This is a genomic window from Bradyrhizobium sp. USDA 4538 (genome assembly GCF_024171045.1).
GTDB lineage: Bacteria > Pseudomonadota > Alphaproteobacteria > Rhizobiales > Xanthobacteraceae > Bradyrhizobium > Bradyrhizobium australafricanum.
The window spans coordinates 1744297-1765630 of sequence record NZ_JALJZE010000001.1; the positions used below are offsets into that span (position 1 = coordinate 1744297).

The window sequence follows — 21334 nt, forward strand, 5'->3', positions numbered from 1 at the left end:
GTGGGCCGAGGGTTCAGAGAGCCGCACCGTCGAGCGCGGCCCATGCGGAGCGAAAGACGTCGGTATAGGGAAACGCCGATGCCATCGAGAACTTGATCCGGCGGACGGCGATGCGGACATAGGCGCCGATTTTGAACAGCTTTAGGCGGATGGTGCCGCATGTGGCGTCGGCGAAGCGGGTCGTGGCAAGGGCGGTGCGGCGCAGCGCGCTGATCAGGACATAGGCCATTGAGGACAGCCAAAGCCGCAACTGGTTGGCGCGCATGGTGCGGGTGGAGGTCCTGGCGAACAGATCGAGCTGACATTCCTTGATGCGATTTTCCATCTCGCCGCGGGCGCAATAGAGCTTCTCGTAGAGCGCGCGGGCCTGATGCTGGTCGGCCTGCAAGCGAGGTGACGACGAAGTGCCGATTGGCCCGGGCTTCCAACATGGCCAGGTCGATCGCCGACCTGATAGATTTCTTCTTGCACCGGGGCTTTGTCGCGCTCTCACTCTCGGCGACGGACGGGATCATCCACTCGGCCTTGCCGACGACGCGACGATGCCGGCTCCAGCTCTTGCGCGTTCTGTATTGGAAGTCCTTGAAGCGCTGGGCTGGCCTACCGCTCTGGCGGTTTTCCTCGGCGGCCTCGGGCGAGCTCGGCCACGATCTCGGCAATCCGCCTGCTATTCTTGGCCAAGTCGAGTGACGTCGTTCTGTTCGCACCATGAACCCCGAATCCGCCCGCAGCAGAATGCGTACCTTGGGCAAGCCCGCGGATCTGCGCAAACACCCTCTTCAACCGAGCCCGCGCTAGCGTCGATATTGGACCGGCGCAGCTTGGCGCAAAGAAGGCGCCGCCCGCAAAAAATATACAGCGGCAGGTAACAATAAGACTTGTAGTAGCCATGAAAGAAGCGCCCTTCCTGCTCACAATGCAACGGATCATCGGTGGCATTCGAGGTCGAGGGTGACCTGGCGGGGCGCGTCCGATGCACATCGAGAAACAGATCGACGAATAGCCGGTCTACCGCCGCCGCATCATAGCTGATCTTGTGATAGCGCGATGGTTCCGGCTTCGACAATTCCAGCCGGTGCAACGTCGACTTGCCGGCTACTGCGGCGCAGTCCGCGCGCCGCCCCTCAAGCTTCCCCGCCTGCATCGCCATCAATGGATCGTGGCGCCGCGTCTCATGGTCGTTGAGGTCCTCGTAGCCGAGCGCAATGACGAATATCTGCTATCCAACCAGCGTCGCCACTGAATGCTCGACCTGCGCTGGGGATCGCCGATCGACAAAGCACGATGCCAGCCGATCCACCATCCTGATCGCCCGATCCGTCGCGTCCCCCCCCCCCCCGCATTCGGTGTGATCGCACCACCGTCAAACGCCGCAATCATCTGGCGGCCTTCGACGGCTTCAAATCCAAACATATCCCGGATACGCTCTGTCTGCATCGGGGGTTTGAATCATCAAGAAGTCTTTCTTGCAAAACAACTTTCGCTGATTCTAAGCCCCGATGCGCTAAACTCTGTGAGAAATGCGGGCTAGGTGTTCAGTCCCTGCTAGCCGGTGTCTGGATAAAGCCGCGGTTATGCGTCGGGCTGATTAGGATCTCGTTCATGCAAACGCGCGCGGGCATGTTGGCGACGAAGGCGATGGTGCGGCCGCAATCCTCGGGCTGCAGCATTTTCGCCTGCTCGGACTCACTCGGCACCACCGGCCGCGACTTCAAAATTGGCGTGGCGACCTCGCCTGGTGAAAGGCAGCAGGCACGTAGGCCGTTGGCGCATTCGTCCATGTTGAAGGAATGGGTCAGCGCCAGCACCGCATGCTTGGTCGACGTGTAGGCGGGCCCAGGCATTTTCGAGATGTGACGCCCCGCCCATGATGCGACATTGATGATGCAGCCATCCTTCTGCTTGCGCATTGTCGGCAATACCGCGCGCATGCAATAGAGTACGCCGTTGAGGTTGACCTCGACCACCTTGTCCCAGCCTTCCGGATCCATATCAGCCCAGCTCCGCTTCGTCACGTTCATGCCGGCGTTGTTGACCAAAAGATCGATCCGGCCATGCTTCGCGACGATTGCGTCAGCGGCGGTGTTGACGTCGTATTTGTTACTGACATCAAGCGCAATTGCTTCAACCTTGCCGCCCTTCTTGGTGATGTTGGCCACCACGCGATCCAATTCCTCTTGGCGGCGGCCGGACACCACTAGCGTCCAGCCATCCGCCGCCAGGAACTCCGCGCCGGATTCGCCGATTCCGCTTCCACCGCCCGTCACCCAGGCTACGCGTTTCTCGTGTTTTGTCATGAAAGATCTCTCCGTTGCTTTTCTGAAGCATTTTCGCTTAATACAGCCGGACTTCTCCGGCTCTTTCACCCTCTTAGGGGATGTCTGTATGAACACGGCCAGGGACGCGAACCTGTTTTTCCGCTCATTCGACAAGCCTCGACGCCGCCCCCGCAGTTGCGATCGAGCACCTCGACGGCAGCCGGCTATGGCGACTTGATTGCGGCGCACCGGCCAGATAGTCACCGGCTGTTCAGGGGTGGCATAGCAGGGCGGTCTTTTACACGGGCGATACAGCACCTCCAATGCAAAATGGGACTAGCCCCGTCCAACGAACGGCATTTTCGATGCCATTACCGTCATGAACAGCACGTTGGCGTCGAGCGGTAGCATCGACATGTAGGCTATCGCATTATCGACCGCCTTGACGTCCATCCGTGGCTCGACAATCCTGCGACCGTCTGGCTGCAGTGAGCCTTCGCCCATGCGCTCGGTCATTGGCGTTGCCGCATTGCCGATATCGATCTGTCCGACTGCAATGTCGTAGGCGCGACCGTCGAGATTGGTCGCCTTGGTGAGTCCGGTCATGGCATGCTTGGTCGCAGCATAGGCTGCGGTAAACGGTTTCGGCGCATGCGCGGAAATCGAGCCGTTGTTGATGATGCGTCCGCCGCGCGGGGTCTGGTCCTTCATAATGCGGAAGGCGTGCTGCGAGCATAGGAACGCCCCAGTCAAGTTGGTGTCCACTACTTGCTGCCAGTGCGCGAGACTCAGGTCCTCAAACGGCACGGCGGGTGCGCCGAGGCCGGCATTATTGAAGAGCAGGTCGAGCCGACCATAGGTCTCGATTACTTTGGCAAACAAAGCGCCGATAGATCGTGGATCAGTCAGATCGGCTACCACGGCTAGGCTCTCGCCGCCGCTGTCCTGCCCGATTTTTTTCGTCTCCTGCAGCTTATCGAGCCGGCGGCCCGCCAGAGCCACAGTGAAGCCCACCTTCATCAGCGATAGCGCCGCGGCGCGTCCGATTCCAGTGCCTGCACCGGTGACGATTGCAATCTTCCGGGCCTCGCTCATTGCCTTCCTCTCATGTTCTGCTTCCCTATCGCGCATTCAGGTTAACAAGGTGACGATCGATTTGATCATGTATTTTTTTGTCGCCCGCTAGAGCATGGCGAAGCATGACTAGATCAACGGCTCGACAAATCGGGCGTCAGGAACTCGATCTTGAATACGAGTTGTCTTGGCCATCCCGACCAGCCCTTGGCGAAATGGCCGGAATCCAGCGAGAGAACGTGACCCTGGAACGCCGATATCTGCAAAAGCAACATGTCCTAGCATGGGCCGGAATGTGCAATCGCAGAAGTTGGGTAGAAATTTCGGCCTCCATGCTTTGGCGCGCCCGTGACGTTCTCAGTAGGTCGATGGCTCGCCGACAGGCCCGCCAAAGCTGGTCTCCAGAAAATCGAAATCGCAGCCTTCATTGGCCTGCTTGATATGGCGCGAAAACATCCAGCCATAGCCGCGCTCGAAGCGACGCTGCGGTTGTTTCCATTCGGCCCGGCGCTTTACGAGCTCCGTCTCCGGCACATCGAGATTGATGGTACGCGCGGCCACGTCGAGCGATATGCGATCACCATTCCGTACCAGAGCAAGAGGGCCACCGACATAGGACTCCGGCGCGACATGCAGAATGCAGGCTCCATAGGACGTGCCGCTCATACGCGCATCCGAGATACGCACCATGTCGCGCACGCCTTGCTTGACGAGCTTGGTCGGAATCGGGAGCATGCCCCACTCCGCCATGCCCGGTCCGCCCTGCGGGCCCGCATTGCGCAGGACCAGCACATGGTCGGCCGTGACCTCGAGATCGGGATCGTCGATTGCTTTCTTCATGGATGGATAGTCGTCGAATACCAGTGCGGTTCCAGTGTGCCTAAGGAAGCGTGGATCGCAGGCGGACGGTTTGATGACGCAGCCGTCGGGCGCAAGATTACCCTTGAGTACAGCCAGCGCGCCCTCCTTGTAGATTGGCTTATCGACTGTGCGGATGACATCATCATTATAGACCTCCGAGCCTGCGATGTTATCGCCGACCGTCTTGCCGGTTACCGTGATGCAATCAAGATGGAGATGCTCTCTAATCCGGTTCATTAGGGCACGTAGCCCGCCAGCATAGAAGAAGTCCTCCATTAAATAGACATCGCCGCTTGGCCGCACATTGGCTATCACAGGAACTTTGCGGCTCGCCATCTCGAAATCATCGAGCCCGATATCGTGGCCTGCTCGACGCGCTTGCGCGATCACATGGATGATGGCGTTTGTCGAGCAGCCCATCGCCATCGCGACCGAGATCGCGTTCTCGAAGGCCTTTCTGCTCTGGATCTGTTGCGGCGTCAGATCCTCCCAGACCATCTCAACAATACGGCGGCCACATTCAGAGGCCATGCGAATATGGTTGGCGTCCGCCGCGGGGATAGAGGATGCACTAGGCAAGGTCATTCCGATCGCCTCCGCGATACCGGTCATGGTTGACGCCGTACCCATGGTCATACAAGTGCCATAGCTGCGGGCCATTCCGGCCTGCATGTCAGTCCAGTCGCGGTCGGAAATATTTCCGGCGCGCCGCTCGTCCCAATATTTCCAGGTGTCAGACCCCGAACCGAGCGTCCTGCCCTTCCAATTGCCGCGCAACATTGGCCCGGCCGGCAGATAGATCGCGGGAATGTTCATGCTGGTGGCGCCCAGTAGCAGCGCAGGTGTGGTTTTGTCGCAGCCGCCCATTAGGACAACGCCATCTATGGGATGGCTGCGCAACAGTTCCTCGACCTCCATCGCGAGCATATTGCGATAGAGCATAGTGGTCGGCTTTAACAGCGATTCCGATAGCGACAGCGCCGGCAACTCAAACGGCAGGCCGCCGGCCATCAGCACTCCGCGCTTGACATCCTCAACGCGGCTTTTGAAATGCGTGTGGCAGGGCTGCGCATCCGACCAAGTGTTGACGATTGCAATGATAGGCCGATCCCCCCACTCCGTTGGGGCATAACCCATCTGCATCACGCGCGAGCGGTGGATGAAGGAGCGAAGGTCGTCAGGTGCAAACCAGCGCGCACTACGCAGCTGGTCGGGTGTTTTCTTTCTATTGCTCATGGTTGCCAGCCCCATTTCTAGACCTATGTGCGATTTATAGTACCTAAGAACAGGTTCTCGCTGATGATAAGGACGATTATTGCGGCGTTGCCACAAAAGCATCGTTTGAATGGCTCGAGCAGCGCTAGGCTGTGCGAGGCACTTGGCGCATCACGGGCATCAAACAGCGCAGTTGCGCAAGAGAGCATTTTTGCCCGCATTGATGTGCTGTTGCACCATTGGTTAAAAAGATCGACGGCTCCCACTAGGCAACCGCCGCCCGACCAATGTGCCTGGCTGATGTCGACCCCCTCAAATCTGACTAGCTCAAGGCGACACAACCCGAGAAGCGTTGCGTCGGCAGAACTCTCAGCTTCGACCGACGATCACCCGCTTCGGCGAGCGCGAATACTATTGGAGCTTAAGGCCGTTTTTCTCTGATATATTGGCTAGCATCGCCGAAATTCTGCTTGCTATCGCCTAAGGCGCAGCTTTTTCATCCGAGCAGACTCATCCCTTTGGTTAGGGGTGCGGATTCCGCTGGATGTCGCCCACCATTCCGAGACGATCTCGCCCGCCATTCCGGGATGATGTCGCCCGGGTGACGAGGCCTCTTCTGGCTCCCATAGGGTCCGTCCTTTCGGCTTTGCGAAAGGGGACCCTGGATGCCGACGGAGAGGCTTGCGATGCGCCGTGTGCGCGATGTGATCAGGATGAAGGCGGCTGGGCTGCCGAGCCGCGAGATTGCGCGGCGGATGGGCGCGGCGCCCCCGACGGTGCGGTTGACCATCCGGCGGTTCGAGGCCGCAGGCCTGGGCTGGCCGTTGCCCGACGAACTCACGGACGCGGCCCTGGAGGCCCGCCTATTCGCCAAGACCGGCAACGGTAACCGGCAGGGTCATCGCCGCATCGCCGAGCCCGACTGGGCGGCGGTGCACCGCGAGCTCAAGCGCAAGCACATGACGCTGTCGATCCTGAGGGAGGAGTACATCGGCGCCGAGCCCGGCGGATACCGGTACTCGCGCTTCTGCGAGCTTTACCGCGCCTGGGAGGGACGCCTGTCGGTGACGATGCGCCAGGCGCACGCGGCCGGCGACAAATTGTTCGTCGATACGCGGGCGACGGCGTGCCGGTGGTGGTCGACGGCCTCACCGGTGAGCGCAGAACGGCGCAGGTCTTCGTCGCCGTGCTTGGCGCCTCGAACTTCACCTATGCGCAGGCAACGTGGACACAGGGGCTCGCCGACTAGATCAGCGCCCATGTTGGCGCCTTCGCGGCGATCGGCGGCGTCCCGGCGCTCTTGGTGCCTGACAACACCAAAGTCGCAGTCATCAAGGCGAGCCTCTACGACCCGCAGATCAATCGCACCTATGCGGAGATGGCCGCGCATTGCGGCACGGCCGTCCTGCCGGCGCGGCCGCGCAAGCCGCGCGACAAGGCGAGCGCTTCATACTGCACCTCATTCCTTTGATGGCGCGGTGATGGCGGTGAGCTGCGCCGAGCGGGCGCCGCGCCCACCGCAGCCCTTGCGGATCGTCATGCGGCGGGACCTCCCACAGGCCACGGTTCAGACTGTCGGTATAGCATTTTATGATGAGCCCCTGGCGACCCCACGTGTGTACGGCTGTCTCGGAGACGCAGAATTTGGCGGCGATCTCGCGCGTCGTAAGCATACCACGTCGACGCAGCCGCTCATATCGGCTCGCGAGTTTGTAGGCGCCGCGAATGAAGGCAACCTTCTTCAGATTGAACGCCTTTGCCTCCCATGTACGCCAGCCGTGATTATTGAGAATCTCGGCGACCTCGCGATCGCAATGATCGTCAAGAAGACGATCAACCTCGGCGACGAGTTCAGGTTTGAACTTGCGGATCTGGGCGATGGGTAGCGGCCGGTCGAGCACCAAGGTACGCGTGGCGCCGCCCGACAGGCGGACATGGGCCGTGATCATTTGCGACTTGATCAAGGTTACGTCGTCGATGAGCAGACGCACGATGCGCTTGCGCTCGCGGGAGTCAACTCGCGGATCTTGCCAGATTCGCGGAAGCTGCTCGGCGAGGTCAAGGATGCGTCGTTGGGCTTCTGCGCTGAGTGCCGCAGACTGCTGTTTGCTCCGGCGCTCGTAGTCTTCAGCGGCATCGGCATGACGGCGCAGCTTGTCGTTCCATTCGGCCTCGAGCGAATCGGCGACGAGTCGGTTGTCGGGATCGACCTTCAGGTAGCGTCGACGCGCAAGCTCGGCTTCATAGCGCATCCGCTCGACATGCTGGCGACGCGCAGCGTCGGTCTCCGCGGCGCGCGCCTCAAGCTCGCGCTGCACCTCAAGGGTGACGGCCAGCGTCATCGGCGTCATCAGCTCGATCATCAGGCCTGCGATCGCCGCATCGACGATCTTCCCGGGAACCGCTTGGCAGGTCGCTCCCGCGCAGCGTATTACGTTCGCCTGGCACGGATAGGTTGGGACGATGCGGCCGTGCTCCTGCCTGTAGCGCACACCCATGCGTTCGCCACACGGGCCACAGACTACGCGACCTTGGAGGAGCGCCGGTCCCTCGCGCGCCGGCCCTGACCGCCGCTCGCCACCGAAGGCAAGAGCGTTGTCGGCGAGCCGCCGCTGGTTGGCCTCGAAGCGCTCCCAGTCGATGTAGCCCTGGTGCATTCCCGGCATGACGAACTGCCAATCGGCCCTGGCAACCTTGACGACACTGGTGCCACCATCGGGCCGGTGCCGTATGCACGTTCGGCCATACGCAAAAGCGCCAGCGTAGCGCGGATTGTGGAGCACCTGCAGGACGCGCGCATGGTGCGGCGCAGCCCACAGGAGGTCACCCTTGTTCGGCCCTGTCCGGAGACGGCGTGGGAACAGCAAACCTTGCTCCCGGAGGAAGCGGACTGTCTGCATCGCACTTCCGGTCTGCTCGAAGGTATCGAACACCAGACGGATTGCGTTCTGCACCTGGAGGTCGGGATCGAGGCCGATGATCCGATCGTTCCGGTAAACCAACCCGACCGGAGGGCACATCTCGAGCTCGCCGCGGCGGGCCTTGTTGAGCTGACCGCCACGCATGCGCGCTTTGAGGATGTGCAGCTCGGCCGCGCTCATCGTACCTTTGAGGCCAGAGCAGGAGGCGGTCGTTGAAGTTGGCTGGATCGGAGATACCGTCTTCGTCAAGGATGAGCGTCGCCGTCAATGCGCAAAGCTCGATGAGCCGGTGCCAGTCACCCGAGTTGCGCGCAAGGCGCGAGACCTCCAGTCCCATGACGATACCGGCCTTGCCGAGCGCCACCTCGCTCACCAGTCGCTGGAAGCCGTCGCGTGCTGTCATACTTGATCCGGACTTGCCGAGATCGCGATCGATGACGTGGACGCGTTCGGCCGGCCAGCCGGCCACAACTGCTCGGTCCCGCAACCCATATTAGCGCTGGGTACTCTCGCCGTGCTCGGCGACCTGGCGAAGGGTCGATTGGCGGACATAGAGGTAGGCGTCGCGCTTGAGATGACTTTAAGCTCAGGCATGGAAGGGCTCCATTGCGATGGCGACGAGGATGCCGGCGATGAGGCGCGTGACGTCGCTTGTTGCGGGCGACGGATCGTCCAGGGCCGAGTGCGCGAGCCGATGGTCGCGGTAGGCCTCCTCGGCATCGACCTCCTGTCCGCGTGCTCGGATCCACGCTGCCAATCCCCGTCGACGAAGAATGGCGAGACCCGGGCAGGCCGTGAACTCGGCACGCAATGCGGCGGCGCGCAGCTTCTCGTAGCTGTCTGTTGCGTCCGCAGGCGCGACAATCAGGCTGGGTTGAGTCGTTTTTTTTTTGCGCGCCAGCGCCCGCTCCAGGCTGCGCCGGTGCACCTTGACGCCGAATCGCGCCTCGATCGCATCGAGGCAGTGCGACGTGGTCAGTTCGGGCCTTGCAGCTTTGAGAGCGGCGACGAACGCAACGACCTCGGCGGAGACCTTGTGGCCGCCTTTGGGGCCTCGCCGGTTCGGCAACAGGCCGGCAAGCCCGACGGTCTGCAGGGCGCTCTGCGCCTTGTAGAAGGTCGGCCGTGTGACGCCGAATGTCTCGGCGGCCTCGCTGATCGCAACGCCGTCGACCTGGTGGCGTCGCACCATCTCGTAGCGCACCTGCACCAGGTCCTTCGCATCGAAGAATGGGTTGCTGACGAACGAGGTGTCGCGGACTGCTTCCGGATTTGGATTGAGAACGCCGTCTTGCGCCAACGCCTCGCTCTTCGGATCCCGCTTCTTCGCCGTGGCCATGCTCGGTCTCAATCTGACGTAAATATAAATACGCCTCTGTATGTTGGGTGTCAATGGAAGAGCCGACGCTACATGAGGATTTTGCACTAATAGTCGCGAGGTAATGCGCCGTACCGCGTCGACGGCATGGCATTATTATCTTTACATAGGCGGCGTATTTATATTTACGCATCGCTGGCGCCTATGCTCTCGGCAAGTCGGTCCAGCGCGTCACAAAGCGCCAACAGGTCAGCCACGCAAAAGGCTGCTCTGTCCGTAGCGATCAGCCGGAACTCATCGGGTGGATCGATATCGGTCCACGCGCTCGCGATCGTGCAAAGTCGACCGTTCTGGCCCTCATAGACCACCCGGTCTTCGCCCCAATGACGGCGCCGGTAGATCAGCTCGAACTTGCGACCGCAAAGCGGATGGAAGGGATGCGTGATCCGCACCTTTTGCCGGGCCGTACCCGCATGACCTGCAGTCGACGACTTTTGACAAGGCCAAGGTCGAGCAGGCTGTCCTCATCATCGAGCGCTGGCTGCTCGGCCGCCTGCGCCACCGTGTCTTCTACGGCCTCGCCGAGGTCAACGCGGCGATCGGCGAGTTGCTCACCAGGCTCAACGAGGAGCGGCCGATCCGGCGGCTCGGCGTGACGCGCCGCCGGTTGCTCGAGGAGGTCGACCGGCCGGCGCTCAAGCCGTTGCCGGCGAGCCCCACGTGCTCGCGGAGTGGCGTATCCGGCGCGTCAACCTCGACTACCACGTCGAGGTGGAGAAGCATTACTACAGCGTTCCGCATCGCTTCGCTCGTGCCGAGGTCGAGATGCGGTTCACCGCCCGCACTGTCGAGATCTTCCACAAGGGCGAGCGGATTGCCGCGCATCAGCGCATGAGCGGCAATCACAAGCACACCACCGTGCCGGAGCACATGGCCTCCAGCCATCGCCGCTATGCCAGCTGGACCATCGTGCGCATCCGCCAGGACGCCGCCGCGATCGGCCCGGCGACCAGCGCGTTGCGATCTCATTCTCGACGAGCGCTTCGATCTCTCCGGCGAAAGCTTGCGTCGAACCCTGCCATCCGCCCGAAAGGCCTGAGCCCGTGGCGCTGTGGACATGCCGCTGCGCTTGGACAACGCCCAGGGCGTTGCCCACATGCCCACAACAACCGCAGAAGAAGAAAAACAGATCCGGGCCGCGATTCCAGATTGACCACGCGGCTTGCCCGATACATGAGAACCAACCGGCCAGAACGCCTCGCCCCGGGCGAGATCAAATCGAAGAGGTGGGCGACATCGTCGGAATCCGCACCGGTTGACGTGATCGGCCCCATAGCGCGACACCAGTTCCAGCACCGGCTTCAGATCGTCGACATCGGTTGGGTAGCATTGCGTCTGCCAGATCATGTTATGGACGTGCAGGAACTCGGTGACTTCCCGCATGAATACCGGATCGATGAACCGAACGCCCGCGCCGTCGAAGCCGGCGTCGCGGATCATCGCAAGCTGCGCCTCCAGTGGCCATTCCGCTTCACCCGGCCGCCGTCGCTCCATCGCCCAAAACGACTGTAGGATGCGGAGTTGCTGCGTCATTACTTTACACTCGCGATGCCGTTGTGGATGCCGCGGGCATTGCGCGGTCAAACGTGTGGTCGATCGTGACGCTCTCGTCGAGGGTCTGGGACTACCAACACGTAGCGACCAGCTTCCAGACCATGCCAGTGCTGCAGGGACGAGTGGCCCAGGTCCGCCGGCAAGCAGCGGGCTCAGTTTGCGCGCGATTGCGAATCCGCCACCTCGCCTCGGTGGAAACAGCGACTGTTTACGCTTTCATGTGCATGTTAGCGAAGTCATTCCAGTGTCAAGCTGAATCGTGCGTTGCTCGATTCGTCTTGTGCGAGAGCAATCTCTCTTCGAATCCCCCTTCAAATGCGCGACTCCTCCCCCGTGCCGTCGCGAAATTCCGGGATTATTAAGCTGTCGAGGGCGTGCAAATTGTGCGTACCGGTCAAGAGAATTTCTCCGAACGGATTCTGCGATGTAGCGGCGCGGACATCTCTGCGGAAGCGAACGGTAAGTCCCAACAGTTTTGCCCACGTCCGCTAGCCGCTGTCGCGGAGTACCAGTTCGAACCCAATGTCGACTCGACGCTCGCCAGAGCGGTCAAGTGTTAGCACCGCAGCAGTGCGCCCAATTTTGTGACCGTGGACACTAATGGTGCTAAGAGATGGTGAGATCAGTCGTCCCATTTCAAGGTTGCCGAGTCCAATCACGGCAACGGGCTGTTTGTGCGCTGGGCCATCGTGCAAAAGGCCAGCTTTGCGCAAACCTGCCATGAACCCAATGGCATAAGCATCGCTCGAGGCGAAGGCAGCATCGACATCAGGCAAATTCGCATGTGCGGCGTCACCAGCCCTCGCATTTCGTTCAAGAATTAAGAGCCGTGGTTCTTGGAGCCCATTCGCCAAAATTTCGTCACGGAAACCACTCCAGCGAAGCGTGCTTCTCCGCTCATTCCCTCCGATAAACGCCATTCGCCGCCGCCCTTGTGCGATGAGGTGCCGTGCAACCGCACGGCCGGCCTTGTAATTGTCAAATCCTACTACGGCATCGATAGGACTTGCGGGCAATTCCCAAGTTTCGACGATGGGAATTCGCGCATGGCGCAGCAGCCGCTGGCCATACTGTGTCACCGGCGATCCCACCATTATGATCGCTTCAGGTCGCCGAGACAAAAGAGCGAGAAGCATGCGATCCTCGCGTGCTGCGTCATAGCGGGATTCGGCAAGGATCACCGAGTAACCAAGAGGCTCCAACTCGTCTGTCAGGCCCTGAACGGTATCGGCAAAAGTAGAGTTGGCAATAGTTGGCACCAAAGCACCAACAGATCTGGTTCGCGCGCTGGCTAGTGACCCCGCGACTAGGTTGGGCACGTAGCCCAGTTCCCGCATCGCATGTTCAACTTTGACGCGGGTTTCAGGCGCTACCCGCTCAGGCGTTCGCAGCACCCGACTGACAGTCACCGACGAAACGCCCACACGCTTTGCCACGGCTGACAAAGTTGGCACTGTCTCGTCTTCACCCAGCGGTGCGATCATGGTGAATCTTTACCGATATCTCTCTTGCTAATCAACAAGGGTTGCGCTAACAATGCCATGAAAGCGCTTACATCGAGGGCAAAACGATGGTTCCAGATAGTAACCGACTGCAAGGCGTTAGTGCCAGCGGCGATCTTGAAGGGTTCGAGAGCCCGGAAGCTGCTCCGGCGCCGGCTTTCAAAGCTGAGCCTTGGGTGCCACCTAGCCTGGTCGGCGTTATTATCGAAAAAAAGAAGATGAAGAGCCTAATGAGGCGAAGCGATGCGAGACCGCTTCTTCAACTTTTCCTTTGCGTCTCGTCTATCGCGCTCTACGGATGGCTCTATTATCTGTCGTGGGGTACGCGCTGGGTCATTCCGACGATCATTCTGTTCGGCGGGACCCTCTCGCTATTTGCTTATTCGGCAAGCCACGAATGCGCTCACGGGACCGCCTTTAAGACTCGTTGGTTGAACGAGGTGGTCTTCTGGTTCTCTTCGCTTATATACGGGCAAGAGCCGATGTATCGGCGTTACAGTCATGCCGAACATCACACCTACACTTGGTTCTGGGAAAAGGACGCTCAGATGTCATTCACTGTGCGTCAAAAGGTCGATCTTTGGACGTACATCCGCTGGTATTTGGGCATCGAATATCGGTTTGTGTTTGTCGCGGTGCGGAACGCTTTTGGGAAATTTTCGGAGAAAACCCGAAGATTTACTCCTGCGAGCGAGCTGTGGCCAATGCGTCGTAATTCGATTGTTTTCGTCACGGTCTGGGTTGCGCTCGCGGCATTGTCGATTTATTTCCAGTCGATGCTGGTGGTTTGGTTTTACGTGATCCCGAAAATTGTGGGCGATGTCATTAGCAGGAGCTTTGTGGCAACCCAGCATTTTGAGATGGGCGAGGATGATCTTGACCTGACGCACTCCACGCGTTCGATTAAGAACAACTGGTTTTATGGTCTCTACTACTGGAACATGTCTTATCATGTTGAGCATCATTTTGCCCCGACGGTTCCATTTCACAAACTTCCGGCCCTGAATGCAGAGGTCAAGACCAGGTTGCCCGAGCCTAGAGGCGTCATTCCACTAACGATCGACATTTATAAGGCTATGCGGAACAGGCATTTGAGCATCGAGACTGATGCTCTGGAAGTGCCAGCCCCCCACTAACCGGAGGGAATCCATTGCAAGACGCTTGGGTACGAGTGTGTGCTACTGACGATGTGGACTCTGAAGATGTCCTCGGGTTCGAGTATGATGGCGCAAGGTACGCGATCTACAACACTCCCAAAGGTTTTTTTGCCACGGATGGCATTTGCACCCACGAAGTTGCTCACCTTGAGGACGGGCTCGTGATCGGGACCGTAATCGAGTGCCCCCTACATCAAGGGCGGTTCGACGTTACAACCGGCAAGGCGCTATCTGCGCCCGTCACAGTTAATCTCAAGATATATCCTACGAAGGTCGAGGATGGGCATATCTACATCCGAATCTGACTCCTTGTTCATCTTCGCAGAGATATTCAATTCTCCGCAGAGTTGCCTTCGTCTATTGCGCGACTGCGCGAATAATTCAGGCTTGAAATATGGATAACGTTGTTATCGCAGGCGCGGGGCTCGCTGGGTTTTCAGTTGCTAGACGACTACGAGAGCTAAATTTCTCTGGAAATATTGCCCTTTACGGCGACGAAGGCGTCTTGCCTTACGACCGGCCTCCTTTGTCAAAGAAATATTTGACTGGTGCATTCGGCGCTGCAAGCCTCCTACTTAGATCTCGCGAGTACTATGAGCAGCAGGGTATTCAAGTCCGGAGCAATCAACCGATTCTCGAAATTGATCGTGCGCGCGAGCGCGTGCTTTTCGAGGGTGGTGACGCACCCTATGATGCACTTGTGCTCGCAACGGGAGCAGAAGCGCGCAAGCTGCCCGCTGAAATGACGCGCGGACTTTCTGGTGTCTTCACCCTGCGAAATCTCATTGATGCAGACTCCATTTTCCAAACTTTTGCTAAGGCGCAGTCGGTCGCGATTATCGGCGGCGGGTATCTAGGTCTTGAGATTGCGGCCACTGCAGCGCAGCGTGGACTGCACGTCACCATCATCGAAGCTGCGTCGAGGTTATTGCAGCGCGTCGCAGGGCATCCAACCGCAGATTATATCCGCAAGTTGCATCAAGCCAACGGCGTTATTGTCCGCGAAGGTGTAAAGCCAGATCGATTTCGTGGCCTAGATGCCGTTGAGGGCGTATTATTGTCTGATGGCAGCGAAGTTGCCGCTGACTGCGTTGTGGTTGGCGTTGGTATTACTCCCCGCACAGAGTTGGCGAATGCGGCTGGCCTCGCAGTTGCGAACGGGATAGTGACGGACAGCATGTGCCGGACGTCTGATCCAAAGATCTGGGCGGCAGGGGATTGTGCATCTTTCCCGATGGGGGGCCGGCAGGTTCGCTTAGAAAGCGTTGGGAATGCCATTGAGATGGCCGAGTGTGTCGCCGAAAATATCATGGGGACCGACCGCGAGTATGTAGCACGTCCATGGTTCTGGTCTGATCAATACGATACTTGCTTACAGATTGTGGGGCTGGGTCACGAGCATGATGTGATAGTCGTTCGAGGCGGTGGATCGGACCAAGCCTTGTCTCATTGGTATTTTGGGGGTGACAAGCTGTTGGCTGCCGATGTCATAAACGATCCGAAAACTTATATGATTGCGAAACGCCTGATTGAAAGCGGCCGCTCACCCACTCGCCAAATGATTGGCGACGCCACAACAAATCTGAAGGCCTTAATCAAGGGCTAAGTTAAGTTTTGGCCGGCCGCGAATACGGGAGAGTGTAACACGGATATCGTCGGCGCAGTTCGCCTCCTTGTTCGAAGATCTGGATGCATCGCGCGGGAAGAGCCGATCACGGTAGGCGAGGCTCGCCAGATGCGCTGCACGCTTGAGACCGACAGGCCGTTTTCTGTCAATCGGCGTTCAAATTGGGCTCTGACGCAATTTTGGTGCAGTTCCGATTATTCTGCGCCGATTAGTCTGGCTTGGAGCAGATCGATTTTCCCGCGACCGTACATTTGACGCCTAACGAGCTTGAGGCGCGTAATCTGACCTTCAGTCTGCCCGTTGGACCGGGGCGAAGTGATAGCGGCCCGCACTGCCGCCTCATCCTCGGCGACGCCGTTGGCGAACGAAGCTACAAGACTTGCGCGGGCTCGCTCGATCCAGGGGTAAGTCCCACCTCAACCTTGCGCCGGACCATCAAGTGGAATTCAGCGATGATCTCGCGCGCCTCGACCAACGTTGGTGCGCCAGATCGATCGCCGTGACCGTGACCGTCTCCCCTTTCGTAAGCAAGTCACGCCCGATTGTCATGAGACGCGCGATCGTCCTGGCCGACGGGATCTGCTGAAGGGTTTGCGCGTCGGTTTCTCGGCTCTTCGCCTGCGGGTCGCCCACTCGCTGATGACGCGGAGCGAGCCACGAAAGCCATGCGCTATTAAACGGCGCCAAAGTTCAGCTCCATTGCGGCAGCCGGACGCGCCCATTGATCGTCGAGCCATGGCAAGTGCAGATCCAACGAGCTTTGCCTGGTTCGGAAGACGTCGTGATGTTTCCGCGGACCACCTGTCGCACCAGCTTCCTGCTATGGCCGGTCTGACGCACGATCTGCTTGATAGGTATGCCGTTCTTCGACAGAGCCAGGATAGCCGCGTTAGTCTCCTCGCGGCGTAGATAGCCCTCATATTGGAAGCGCTCGGCGGCTGTGAGCAGCTTGTGATCGATCGTGGTCGCACCGATGACGATGCGTATCTGGCGCATCGATTTGCGCACGGCATCGAGGAAGGCCCGACTGGCGTTCTCCATCAGATGCCAACGATCGGCGACCTGTACCGCGTGCGGCAGCGCTTTTGCCGTGGCTTCGCCATATCCTCCACCACGATCGCGGGCGACAATCGCGATCGTGGGATGAGCAGAGAGCCAGGCTTGGGCGGTAGCTGGTTCACGATCCGGTAGCAGGGTGACCACCCGGTGCCTTTCCAGGTTGCAGACGATGCTGGCGTATCGGTGATTGCGACGCGTCATCAATACCGATAACCCTGAGCGGGTCAGCTGGGGGACGGCTGCGGCGCCGAACTACCCGAAGAAGCCAATCTTTGCTCACTGGCAGCATTAGCCGCTTTGCAAAGCCTGCTGCCGGTCGACCGCCAAGCGCCAGACCGAGATGATGGACGATGGAGCCAGTCTTGCCGTCCGTCGCGCCGATGGCGCCAGTACCCCTTCGACGAAGCGCTCGATGAAGATCTGGCGCCTGCATAGGATGGCATCGCAGCGGAAGCGGCGGGCGATTACCAGGAGTTGGACGATCCGCCCCGAGAGCGGCAGATCGGTCACGCGTCGCCGATACCGGCTATGGACACGTCGAGAAACCGTTCCGCACGATGGACACAGACAACACTTCCCGACGCCCGGACCGCAATCACGGCCTTATCACCTTCGAAGTACGCACTCTCTACAACAAACCCACTCGGCACCAGATTGGAGCGCTGGAGTGCCTGCTGCATGGCGCTGATTCTCCCCAATCAAAGCGTCAGACATCCCCCAAACTGCATCAAAAGTGAGTCAGAGCCAATATTGCAAGCCGAAGGACATCACCTTCACGCCGGAGGGAATCATGCCGAACGGACCGCCCGGATCACCCGCTGCCAAGTGCGCTTCGTCGACATCCACGCCGGCGCGCACGATCACCTCGCCAATGGCAATTTCGATCACCGCGCCTGCCACAGACGCCACCACAACCCCGCAACTCGAGTGCCGCGAGCGACAATGCTGCTCGGCCCGAGCATCGCGGCGCCAGGCGGACAGCTGCGACGGGTGAATGCCGATCCGCCGGGCGATCGCCGATACGCTCGCGCCAGGCTCCAGCGCCTCTGTCACAACTTGCGCCTTAAACTCGTCCGACCAGCGTCGGCGAAGCTGCCGCGGCGCTCCCTCAAGATGGTCGGCGACCGCTTCGATCACATGGAAAGTTCTAGTTCCAGAACTAGGCGCAGACATAGAAGCTCACATCGGCTCACAAACTCAGCAGCCGATAGCCGATCCCTCCGCCAGACGGGGTTTCTTTGCCACTTACGATCAATCTCGATGATGCCCTGGCTCCTCCCTCAACGCGCCGTCGTCAATGGCGCTTCGGCCACATGCCGCGGCGGCACAAACGGTCCAATTTCGACCGGCACTAACGGCGCTGTACTCGTATCACCGTGCTTCCCAAGCTCTTTGCGCCACCTGAACAGCTGGCTCACATGAAGACCGGCCATGCGAGCTACCTCGGAAACAGTGGCTCCGGGCTCGAGCGCAAATAGCCGCTCCTTCTCATCTTGCGACCACCGACGCCGCCGCTCGACCGATATGATCACCTCTGCCCGCGAAATCGTCATGGCGCTTCTCCTAGGATTACCCCTAAGGTCTAGGATGGCACGGTCATCATCCATCCCGCACGGAGCGCGGCGGAGCCGCGGCGCGTGGTGGACGTGGTTGGTTTTATCCTTGATCATTGCCTGCTCGGGAACGAGGCCGGTGGTGAGGTAGCGCCACAACGCCACGATCAGCTTGCGCGCCAGCGCGACGATGGCGATGCGTTTGGCGCGCTTGCCGGCGTCGGCGGTGCGGGTGCGAAACCAGCGACTGAGCGCGCTGTCGCCCTGGTGGCGAAGCCAGAGCCAGGCCAGGTTCGATCGCCTTGTGGCGGGCGCGCTGATTGCCGGCCTTGCTGATGCCTTGCTCGCGATCGGTGCCGCCGCTCTTCCAGGGACTGGGCGTCAAGCCGCAATAGCTGGCGACCTCGCGGCGGTTGCGGAAGTCCTTGTTGAACAGCTCGTTCACCAGCGTTGCCGTGAACGCCGGGCCGAGCGCCTTGAGCCGCTGCAATTGATCCCGTCGCTCGACCATCGGCGTCGGAACCGCCGGAGAAGTGTCCGCAGCCCGGGTCTGCTCCAGCGCCGCGAGTTGCTCGCGCACCAGCATCAGCCGGGCGTGCTCGCGCTTGATCTCGGCCAGAAGATGTGGCGGCAGCGCCTCGCCCTTCCAGTCGCGCTGCCGCTCGCCAGGCCAGCCAGTCGCGCCGCCGCGGATTGCCGACCGCCATCCCCCGAAGACGCAGCAACGCCTTGATCCGGTTGCTGTGGGCGGTCTGCTCGGTGACCAGCCGGTCGCGTTCGCGGCTGGCGCGCCGGGCATCCTCCGCTTCCACGCGCGGCACCCGCACGATCCGGACCACCCGCGGCTCACCCCGCAAATAGGTCATCAGGGTGCGCAGCAATAGCTCGCCGTCGATCCGGTCCGTCTTTGCTCGCCGTGCCCGCTGCTCCACCGCAATGCTCGCGGGGTCGAACAGGAAGTTCAAAATCCCGGCCGCCTCCAGCAGCCGGTGCAGCCAAAAGCCGTCATAGCCGGCTTCATAGCAGCTCACCACACGCGGCACCGATCCGAGCTTCTCCGCCACCCGGGCGCGGCTCCGTTCGATCAAAGCCAGCAGTTCGGCGTGATCGCCTCCTTGCAGCTTGTGGCGCGACATCCGATCCCAGCCCGGGCTGTGCAGCGTCACAAGCCACGTCTTCTGACTGAGTTCGATCGCAACAAAAATTGTACCACAATGGCTGGCGGTGGGCGTGCCTGTGGTCGATGCTTGCATCTGACTTCTCCGATGGTTCGAGTGTACAAACCCAAACCTATCGGAAAGGCCACGCTCACCGCCCCATGGAATCTACGATGTCACGCGGAAACGTCGCGCTCTGCGAAATAGTGGGCCGAAGAGCCTGCAGCTACCAAGTTAGACCTGCTGCCCATCGCGGACGAGCTCATCCATCACGGAGCGTACGGCACTCTCGGTGATCAAAACGATTTTGTCGATTTCAGCCTTGGTGGTCACGAGGGGCGGTGCGAAGCCGAGAATATCGCCATGCGGCATGGGGCGGGCGATCAGGCCCCGCTCGCGGGCGGCCATGGAGACGCGAGTACCGACTTTGAGCGATGGATCGAACCGCCTCTTTTTGTGGCGATCGGCGACAAACTCGATAGCCCCCATCAGACCAACCCCGCGCACTTCACCGACGATCGGTAACTGCGCGAATTTCTCCTTGAGCTGCGCTTGAAAATAGGCGCCGACTTCGCGGGCATTTCCAGGAAGGTTCTCTTTCGCGACAATGTCCAGAACGGCATTTGCCGTAGCGGCGCCGATTGGATGACCCGAATAGGTATAGCCGTGCGAAAATGCGCCGACCCTGTCAGCGCAGCCTTCGAACACTTTATAGACGTCGTCACCGATGATCGCGGCAGAAAGTGGGAAGTAGCCGGAAGTAAGGCCCTTGGCGACCGTGATCAGGTCCGGTTCGATTCCATAGAGCTGCGAACCGAACATTGAGCCAGTTCGACCGAAACCGGTGATTACTTCGTCGGCTATCAGCAGGACGTCGTGCTTCTTAAGAACGGCCTGGATGGCTTTCCAGTAGCCTTCCGGAGGCGGCGTGATACCACCCGTGCCAAGCACCGGCTCAGCGATGAACGCTCCAACGTTGTCTGGACCAAGGCGTTCGATGAGCTGATCAAGCTCAACTGCACGGCGGGCGGAGAATTCGCGTTCGCTCTCACCAGAGTTCGCCCCCCAATAATGATGCGGAACACCGGTGCGCACCACCTGCGGCAGCGGAAGATCCATGTGGTCGTGATAAAAGCTCATACTCGTCATTGAGCCAGAAATGACGCTGCAGCCGTGATAGCCGCGCTCGCGCGCTATGATCTTCTTCTTGTTCGGCTTGCCTCGAAGGTTGTTATAGTACCAGACGAGCTTTGCCTGGGTCTCATTGGCGTCCGACCCGGACATGCCATAGAACACTTTACTCATCTTTCCTGGCGCCATCTTAACGAGACGATCCGAGAGGATTGCGAGTTCGTCCGTCGTGTGAGCGGCGTAACAGTGATAGTAGGCGAGACGGTGAGCCTGACGAGAGATTGCTTCAGCCACCTCGGTACGCCCATAACCAACATTGACGCAGTACATGCCGGCAAAACCATCGATGAGATATTTACCGTGCGCGTCCTGGATGCGGATCCCCTTGCCAGTTTCGACGATCGTAGGCTCACCAAGCTTGCCGGTCGCGAAATCCTTGAGCTGTGTGAAAGGATGCAGGACACTGCTTCTGTCCTTTTCGCTAATGTCTTTGATGTTGATGGTCATTGTGCATTACTCTCTCAAGCTGCGGGGATCTTAAAGCAGACAAATTTGGGTTCGATTACTGTGGGCCCACACGGCCGAGATCAGATTGTTTCCATCTGCCGAAGGGGCGGGCATGATTGTGAACTTCCGCGCACTCACCACCATCACCTCGGAAAGCACGCCCAGGGTCGCGATCGTTAATCCAGACCAGCCGTTCAGTGGTGGCGCTATATTCATGCTTGCGACAAACTGAGCACATAGTAGAAATCCAATAGCCTCTGCGGCAGAGCTACTCTCTGATCAAGCCCGTTAGAGTGATATTCCGAACGAATTGCTCGCCGCGGGGCCGTCTTACCAGGCCGCTACCAACGCCACCTTGCATTTGCTCGCCGCCCCGATGT

General features: G+C 59.8%; 15 protein-coding genes and 5 pseudogenes. 5 read left to right on the forward strand and 15 right to left on the reverse strand.

Annotated elements, in window-relative coordinates; genetic code table 11:
* Nucleotides 1–13 precede the first annotated feature (13 nt).
* From J2R78_RS07600 to araD, 4 genes and pseudogenes are all read right to left on the reverse strand, one after another.
* Nucleotides 14–1437, reverse strand: a pseudogene (locus tag J2R78_RS07600) (IS1380 family transposase).
* Nucleotides 1438–1535: 98 nt separating this feature from the next.
* Nucleotides 1536–2297 carry an SDR family oxidoreductase gene (locus J2R78_RS07605; RefSeq protein WP_253609771.1) on the reverse strand — a complete coding sequence of 254 codons (762 nt, stop codon included), beginning with the start codon at nucleotides 2295–2297 and terminating at the stop codon, nucleotides 1536–1538.
* A gap of 297 nt (nucleotides 2298–2594) precedes the next feature.
* Nucleotides 2595–3353 carry an SDR family oxidoreductase gene (locus J2R78_RS07610; protein WP_253603667.1) on the reverse strand — a complete coding sequence of 253 codons (759 nt, stop codon included), beginning with the start codon at nucleotides 3351–3353 and terminating at the stop codon, nucleotides 2595–2597.
* Between the two features lie 336 nt (nucleotides 3354–3689).
* A complete protein-coding gene (gene araD / locus J2R78_RS07615) occupies nucleotides 3690–5429 on the reverse strand; it encodes an L-arabinonate dehydratase (RefSeq protein ID WP_253603669.1) in 1740 nt (579 codons plus the stop codon).
* A 665-nt stretch (nucleotides 5430–6094) separates the two neighbouring features.
* Between araD and istA the strand changes: the two are divergent.
* Nucleotides 6095–6849, forward strand: a pseudogene (istA, locus tag J2R78_RS07620) (IS21 family transposase); the annotation flags it as partial.
* On the opposite strand, the gene J2R78_RS07625 reads toward istA, so the two are convergent.
* The 4 genes from J2R78_RS07625 to J2R78_RS07640 form a co-directional block, all read right to left on the reverse strand.
* Nucleotides 6767–8308, reverse strand: coding sequence for a recombinase family protein (locus tag J2R78_RS07625; RefSeq protein ID WP_253603671.1), 1542 nt, complete (start codon nucleotides 8306–8308; stop codon nucleotides 6767–6769). The pseudogene istA and the gene J2R78_RS07625 sit on opposite strands and share 83 nt — an antisense overlap.
* The gene (locus tag J2R78_RS07630; RefSeq protein WP_253609772.1) at nucleotides 8232–8732 is read right to left on the reverse strand and encodes a recombinase family protein; all 501 of its coding nucleotides are present in this window, start codon (nucleotides 8730–8732) and stop codon (nucleotides 8232–8234) included. The genes J2R78_RS07625 and J2R78_RS07630 overlap by 77 nt, the downstream gene beginning before the upstream one ends.
* A 183-nt stretch (nucleotides 8733–8915) precedes the next feature.
* Nucleotides 8916–9668: a helix-turn-helix domain-containing protein gene (locus tag J2R78_RS07635; RefSeq protein ID WP_253635998.1), complete on the reverse strand. Its 753-nt coding sequence runs from the start codon at nucleotides 9666–9668 to the stop codon at nucleotides 8916–8918.
* Nucleotides 9669–9832: 164 nt separating this feature from the next.
* The gene (locus J2R78_RS07640) at nucleotides 9833–10099 is read right to left on the reverse strand and encodes a DUF5372 family protein (RefSeq protein WP_253603677.1); all 267 of its coding nucleotides are present in this window, start codon (nucleotides 10097–10099) and stop codon (nucleotides 9833–9835) included.
* Nucleotides 10100–10143: 44 nt separating this feature from the next.
* Between J2R78_RS07640 and J2R78_RS07645 the strand changes: the two are divergent.
* Nucleotides 10144–10653: pseudogene (locus J2R78_RS07645) on the forward strand (IS21 family transposase); the annotation flags it as partial.
* A gap of 1096 nt (nucleotides 10654–11749) precedes the next feature.
* Here the strand turns inward: J2R78_RS07645 and J2R78_RS07650 are convergent.
* Nucleotides 11750–12745 (reverse strand): LacI family DNA-binding transcriptional regulator, encoded by a 996-nt coding sequence (locus J2R78_RS07650; protein ID WP_253603679.1) that lies wholly within the window; start codon nucleotides 12743–12745, stop codon nucleotides 11750–11752.
* Nucleotides 12746–12831: 86 nt separating this feature from the next.
* On the opposite strand from J2R78_RS07650, the gene J2R78_RS07655 reads away from it, so the two are divergent.
* From J2R78_RS07655 to J2R78_RS07665, 3 genes are all read left to right on the forward strand, one after another.
* Nucleotides 12832–13899, forward strand: coding sequence for a fatty acid desaturase (locus J2R78_RS07655; protein WP_253603681.1), 1068 nt, complete (start codon nucleotides 12832–12834; stop codon nucleotides 13897–13899).
* Nucleotides 13900–13913: 14 nt separating this feature from the next.
* Complete coding sequence (locus J2R78_RS07660) at nucleotides 13914–14225, forward strand: non-heme iron oxygenase ferredoxin subunit (protein WP_253603683.1); 312 nt, start codon at nucleotides 13914–13916, stop codon at nucleotides 14223–14225.
* 89 nt (nucleotides 14226–14314) lie between these two features.
* The gene (locus J2R78_RS07665; protein ID WP_253603685.1) at nucleotides 14315–15526 is read left to right on the forward strand and encodes an NAD(P)/FAD-dependent oxidoreductase; all 1212 of its coding nucleotides are present in this window, start codon (nucleotides 14315–14317) and stop codon (nucleotides 15524–15526) included.
* Nucleotides 15527–15741: 215 nt separating this feature from the next.
* On the opposite strand, the pseudogene J2R78_RS07670 reads toward J2R78_RS07665, so the two are convergent.
* The 6 genes and pseudogenes from J2R78_RS07670 to J2R78_RS07690 form a co-directional block, all read right to left on the reverse strand.
* Nucleotides 15742–17286 (reverse strand): annotated as a pseudogene (locus J2R78_RS07670) (ISL3 family transposase).
* A 58-nt stretch (nucleotides 17287–17344) separates the two neighbouring features.
* Nucleotides 17345–17743: a transposase gene (locus J2R78_RS07675; protein ID WP_253603687.1), complete on the reverse strand. Its 399-nt coding sequence runs from the start codon at nucleotides 17741–17743 to the stop codon at nucleotides 17345–17347.
* 143 nt (nucleotides 17744–17886) lie between these two features.
* The gene (locus J2R78_RS07680; protein ID WP_253609773.1) at nucleotides 17887–18159 is read right to left on the reverse strand and encodes a transposase; all 273 of its coding nucleotides are present in this window, start codon (nucleotides 18157–18159) and stop codon (nucleotides 17887–17889) included.
* 103 nt (nucleotides 18160–18262) lie between these two features.
* Nucleotides 18263–18958, reverse strand: a complete 696-nt coding sequence (locus tag J2R78_RS45255; RefSeq protein WP_375167111.1) for a transposase — start codon at nucleotides 18956–18958, stop codon at nucleotides 18263–18265.
* Nucleotides 18888–19412: pseudogene (locus J2R78_RS45260) on the reverse strand (IS110 family transposase); the annotation flags it as partial. The pseudogene J2R78_RS45260 and the gene J2R78_RS45255, both read right to left, overlap by 71 nt.
* A 138-nt stretch (nucleotides 19413–19550) precedes the next feature.
* Nucleotides 19551–20954 (reverse strand): aminotransferase, encoded by a 1404-nt coding sequence (locus J2R78_RS07690; protein WP_253603689.1) that lies wholly within the window; start codon nucleotides 20952–20954, stop codon nucleotides 19551–19553.
* Between the last annotated feature and the right edge of the window lie 380 nt (nucleotides 20955–21334).